Annotated in this window: 1 rRNA gene; it reads left to right on the top strand. The window is 51.0% G+C overall.

Going from position 1 to position 2968, the window contains the following annotated elements:
• The first annotated feature begins 95 nt into the window (after nucleotides 1-95).
• Nucleotides 96-2937 (top strand): 23S ribosomal RNA (locus tag DXB00_RS15975).
• Nucleotides 2938-2968 lie beyond the last annotated feature (31 nt).

The raw sequence follows: 2968 nt of genomic DNA, 5'->3' as shown, positions 1-2968 counted from the left end.
TACTACAAAATAGCTAAATTTAACCGAGATTACTCTAATAATTGAGATAAACGAAAGTTTATCCGCTACAATCCATGTAAATGGATTTTACAGCTGGTCAAGCTGTAAAGGGCGCAAGGGGAATGCCTTGGCACTGAGAGCCGACGAAGGACGCGACAAGCTGCGATAAGCTACGGGGAGCCGCAAATGGGCTTTGATCCGTGGATTTCCGAATGGGGAAACCCGATGGAGCAATACTCCATCAACCATGACTGAATACATAGGTCATGGTGGGGAACCGCCTGAACTGAAACATCTAAGTAGGGCGAGGAAGAGAAATCAACCGAGATTCCGCTAGTAGTGGCGAGCGAACGCGGAAGAGGCCAAACCGGAGGTAGCAATATTTCCGGGGTTAGGACTGCAATATGTAGCTTTAATCTTTAACTGAATGCTTTGGGAAGAGCAGCGATACAGGGTGATAGCCCCGTAAGTGAAAAGGATTGAGTGCTAGCAGTATCCAGAGTACCAGCGGACACGTGAAACCCGCTGGGAAGATGGGGGGACCATCCTCCAAGCCTAAATACTACTCAGTGACCGATAGTGGAGCAGTACCGTGAGGGAAAGGTGAAAAGTACCCCGGGAGGGGAGTGAAAAAGAACCTGAAACCTTGTGCCTACAAGCACCGAGAGCACGTTAAAGTGTGATCGGGTACTTTTTGTAGAACGGTCCGGCGAGTTAATATTTGCAGCGAGGTTAAGGAACTGGAGTTCCGGAGCCGCAGCGAGAGCGAGTCTGAAAAGGGCGTATGAAGTTGCAGGTATTAGACCCGAAACCGGGTGACCTATCCATGAGCAGGCTGAAGCGGTGGTAAGACACCGTGGAGGGCCGCACCCACGTCTGTTGAAAAAGCCGGGGATGACTTGTGGATAGCGGAGAAATTCCAATCGAACTCGGAGATAGCTGGTTCTCCCCGAAATAGCTTTAGGGCTAGCGTTATTTTAGATTACCGGAGGTAAAGCACTGAATGGTCTAGGGGCCGCGAGGTTACCAAAGCCTATCAAACTCTGAATGCCGGATAATTGATGAATAGCAGTCAGACTGTGTGAGATAAGTCTCATAGTCAAAAGGGAAACAGCCCAGATCTACAGCTAAGGTCCCAAATGAACACTAAGTGGAAAATGATGTGAAACTGCGAAGACAACCAGGATGTTGGCTTAGAAGCAGCCACTCATTCAAAGAGTGCGTAATAGCTCACTGGTCGAGTGGTTTTGCGCAGAAAATGTAACGGGGCTAAGTGTTCAACCGAAGCTTAGGCATTGCAGTAATGCATTGGGTAGGGGAGCGTCGTATGCGGGGTGAAGTCAGAGCGGAAGCACTGGTGGACTGCATACGAGTGAGAATGCCGGAATAAGTAGCGAGAATTATGTGAGAATCATAATGGCCGAAAATCTAAGGTTTCTTGGGGAAGGTTCGTCCGCCCAAGGTTAGTCGGGAGCTAAGCTCAGGCCGAAAGGCGTAGGCGATGCACATACGGTAGAAATTCCGTAACCACCGAACATTTAAGCTAGAGGGACGCTTTCTTTAAGGTTATCCCGGGCGATGGTTGCCCCGGGCGTAAGGGACCGAAATATAGTAGGGAAGTAACTGGCGAGAGAGACGAGAAAAGCTCTAGTGTATACTAAGGTGCCCGTACCGCAAACCGACACAGGTAGATGGGATGAGTATTCTAAGGCCAACGGGAGAAGGGTTGTTAAGGAACTCGGCAAATTGGCCCCGTAACTTCGGGATAAGGGGCGCCTGCGAGAGCAGGCCGCAGTGAAAAGGCCCAAGCGACTGTTTAGCAAAAACACAGCTCTCTGCTAAATCGAAAGATGACGTATAGGGGGTGACGCCTGCCCGGTGCTGGAAGGTTAAGGGGAGTGCTTAGCGCAAGCGAAGGTGCGAACTTAAGCCCCAGTAAACGGCGGCCGTAACTATAACGGTCCTAAGGTAGCGAAATTCCTTGTCAGGTAAGTTCTGACCCGCACGAATGGCGTAACGATTTGGGCACTGTCTCAACAGCCCGCCCGGCGAAATTGTAGTACCGGTGAAGATGCCGGTTTCCCGCAACTAGACGGAAAGACCCCATGGAGCTTCACTGTAGCTTGATATTGGATCTCGGTATTCCATGTACAGGATAGGTGGGAGACTTGGAAGTAAGCGCGCCAGCGTTTATGGAGTCAACCTTGGGATACCACTCTTGGGATATTGGGATTCTAACCTGCGACCATGAATCTGGTCGGGGGACACTGTCAGGTGGGCAGTTTGACTGGGGCGGTCGCCTCCAAAAGAGTAACGGAGGCGCTCAAAGGTTCGTTCAGCACGGATGGAAATCGTGCACTGAGTGTAAACGCATAAACGAGCCTAACTGCGAGAATGACGGTTCGAGCAGTAACGAAAGTTGGAGTTAGTGATCCGGCGGTATGTGAATGGAAATGCCGTCGCTCAACGGATAAAAGCTACCCTGGGGATAACAGGCTGATCTCCCCCAAGAGTCCACATCGACGGGGAGGTTTGGCACCTCGATGTCGGCTCATCGCATCCTGGGGCTGAATTCGGTCCCAAGGGTTTGGCTGTTCGCCAATTAAAGCGGTACGCGAGCTGGGTTCAGAACGTCGTGAGACAGTTCGGTCCCTATCTGTTGCGGGCGTAGGAATATTGAGAGGAGCTGTCCTTAGTACGAGAGGACCGGGATGGACGTACCGCTGGTGCACCAGTTGTTCTGCCAAGGGCATAGCTGGGTAGCTAAGTACGGACGAGATAAACGCTGAAGGCATCTAAGCGTGAAACTCCCCTCGAGATAAGTGTTCCCATCCTCGGGAGTAAGGCCCCTTGTAGACTACAAGGTTGATAGGTCAGGAGTGGAAGTGCAGTAATGTATGGAGCGGACTGATACTAATAGGCCGAGGGCTTGACCTTAAATGTTAGGTAACCTCGAAAGATAGCTTGC

Source organism: Butyricicoccus sp. OF10-2 (assembly GCF_003481925.1).
Classification (GTDB): Bacteria; Bacillota; Clostridia; order Oscillospirales; family Butyricicoccaceae; genus Agathobaculum; species Agathobaculum butyriciproducens.
The sequence above is the reverse complement of the archived record's forward strand: the minus strand, read 5'-3'. Positions and strand labels throughout refer to the sequence as shown.